The sequence below is a fragment of the Rhodococcus sp. T2V genome, assembly GCF_029269925.1.
GTDB classification, from domain to species: Bacteria; Actinomycetota; Actinomycetes; order Mycobacteriales; family Mycobacteriaceae; genus Rhodococcus_F; species Rhodococcus_F koreensis.
The window spans coordinates 1-2,431 of sequence record NZ_JARJBD010000245.1 but is presented as its reverse complement, the minus strand read 5'-3'; the positions used below and the strand labels follow the sequence as shown (position 1 = coordinate 2,431).

The 2,431-nt window shown below is 66.4% G+C and carries 2 protein-coding genes and 2 pseudogenes; 1 reads left to right on the top strand and 3 read right to left on the bottom strand.

Features of this window, described 5'->3' with window-relative positions; translation table 11 throughout:
• Positions 1 to 298 (bottom strand): annotated as a pseudogene (locus P3H15_RS53590) (hypothetical protein); the annotation flags it as partial.
• A 777-nt stretch (positions 299 to 1,075) separates the two neighbouring features.
• Between P3H15_RS53590 and P3H15_RS53585 the strand changes: the two are divergent.
• Positions 1,076 to 1,364 (top strand): annotated as a pseudogene (locus tag P3H15_RS53585) (DUF4193 domain-containing protein).
• 163 nt (positions 1,365 to 1,527) lie between these two features.
• Here the strand turns inward: P3H15_RS53585 and P3H15_RS53580 are convergent.
• On the bottom strand, positions 1,528 to 2,031 hold the full coding sequence (locus P3H15_RS53580; RefSeq protein ID WP_276144757.1) for a hypothetical protein: 504 nt from the start codon (positions 2,029 to 2,031) through the stop codon (positions 1,528 to 1,530).
• Between the two features lie 35 nt (positions 2,032 to 2,066).
• Positions 2,067 to 2,431, bottom strand: a 365-nt coding sequence (locus tag P3H15_RS53575; RefSeq protein ID WP_276144756.1) for an integrase core domain-containing protein, incomplete at its 5' end; no start/stop codon positions are given.

Below are 2,431 nucleotides of genomic sequence, written 5' to 3'. Positions count from 1 at the left end.
TTCCCGGCGTGTCGGGTTTCGTGCGGGGTTTGAGTTGCTCGAGGACCAGCGCCGTCCCTCCGACCGCGGCCACGATCGGCCACTGCACCACGCCGGTCACCGCGACCGCACCCAAGGTCACCACGGCCGCGGGCGTCGAATGACTTCCGCGCCGGGCACCCTCCGCAGCCCCGACTGCCGCACCTTTCATGCTGCCGACCAGGACGCCGACCGCGGCTCCACCGACCGCGCCGAGGGTGGCGGTCGCCGCCTCACCTGCCCCGGTCACCATCCGTGTCGTGCCACCCACCACATTCATAGCCCTTCGCCCCGATTCACCCATTTGCCCGAGATCGACGACCGACGACCGACGACCGACGACGATCCTGTCGGACCGGGAGTACCCCACCGACCGTCCGCCTGAACAAGGCACGGGGCGCGGCCTTGAGTAGGCCTGGCGTCGTCTGGTGCCGATCACTCCCGTGAGGGTGATTCCTCGCACGCCGAGCGCGTCACAGAGTGATTCCGGAAACCCGCCACCTACCGATGACGGTCACACGATCCGCCGTTCAGATCGAGTGTCCGACAACGATGGATTTGCGGAACGGCGGCGCCGACGCCGAGGAATTGTACGACAGATTCGGCATGCAACGGATCAGGTTCCTCCACCTACTCCAAGCCGCAATGACCCCGCGACCATCGGGGCACCTATGCAACCTCAAGACCACCCTCCGCAACGACCTCCTCCGCGCATGGAACGACACCCCACCACACAACCGCAAGTAGTGCCGCAGGTTTTCGGCACACGAGTATCCGAGGGCAGGACAGAACAGAACCGTAGGCGACCGCGAACTGAGCCGAAACCCTCCGGGGACGGAGTCGGTGACCTGACCAACCTCCCTGGGCGATGGACGCGACCTTTCCTCTCGACGCCGAGCAGGAGGACAGCTCCTGCCGATCGCCTCGTCGCACCGGTGAGGCAGCCTGATCGGTGACGGCGAGCGGCCATGGCACCCATAACCCCGAGTACGTGTCGCGGCGCCGGGCCCTCTAATCTGGCGGATCCGAACACCCAGAACATGAGGACGCCACAGCCATGGCAACCGACCACGACGCCCCCAGAGTCACCGAATCCGACGAGCCGGACACCTCCCTCGAGCAGCTGACCGCCAGCCGGAAAGACACCCAGTCCCCCGCCGTGGACGTCGAGGACACCGACACCGCCGAGTCCTTCGAACTGCCCGGCGCCGACCTGTCCGGCGAAGAACTCACCGTCCGCGTCCTCTTCAAGCAGTCGCTAATTCACCTGCACCAGTTGCTTCCTCGTCCATCACCGCAGCCGCCTCGCCGACGCTGCGCAGCGGATCTGCCGGGACTGCGCCTGAGAACGTCGACCAAACGGAGTGCCTCGCAACTCCGGGAGCCCGGCTTCCCGGATTCGGTCGTCACTTGTCGTCGCTGAGTAACCTCCGCGTCGCCCGTGGGCGCCCGGCCGAGGCGTTGCGGGACTCAATCCCTGGCGGGTGGCCCGTGGCACGGACGAAAAGGTCAGGGCTCAGGTCGGTCGGCCGGAACCTGCGGATAGACCACGACGCCGTTCTCCTTCACCCACGCCTCATCACCACCGTCGGCATGCTCGACGAGCAGCTCCACCGTCGGGATCTCCGCAGACAGTGGATGATCGAACGCAGCCCGCGCGTTCCGCGCGCACACCGTCACTCCGGAGCTGTCCGTGTAGAGGGCGTCGATGACGAACCCCGGCGTGAACCGGCCACCCAGACCGTCCCCGCCACGCAGCGCTTCCTGCCGGCCCCGCCACCACCGGGTCAACGCGCGGGCCCGGGTGATGTGCCCGGGTGCTTCGACATCGAGGATCGTGAACTTCTCATAATCCGCGTAGGCAAGATCTGTCAGGAGCCGTGGGCCGAGGCCGGGCCAGCTGAACGTGCCCTCGAGGACCAGGTTCTCCCCGCGGGACAGACAGATCTCGGTGATGGTGTCGAGGAGTGTCGTCGACTCGGTGTGCACCAGGGTGGCGAGTTCGCGGGGCATCAGCCTGAACCATCCCGAGTCTGATGCACACAGTGTTATTTGTGTGCGATCGGTTGATCGGCACGGTGTGTAGCGTAGTACTTGGCTTCGTACTCGGTGGGCGGGATCCGCCCGAGTCGGTGCATCAGCCGGGCGGTGTTGTACCAGTGCACCCAGGCCGAGGTGGCCTCCTCGACGTCGCCGACGGTGCGCAGCGGCCCCTTGCGGAACAGGGAGTCGTCGGCGATGCATTCGGCCTTGTAGAGCCCGACCGTCGTCTCGGCGAGGGCGTTGTCGTAGGCGTCGGCCACCGACCCGATTGACGGCCGAATCCCCTGCAGGAACAGGGTTTCCCCGAAGCGTAGCGCCGTATATTGGGCGGGCTCAACCGGTCGATGCAACACCTCGATCACGGAGGTGT

Coding starts and splice junctions, on each gene's coding strand:
- P3H15_RS53580 (WP_276144757.1), bottom strand. CDS start 2,031: ATGCCCCGCGAACTCGCCACCCTGGTGCACACCGAGTCGACGACACTC.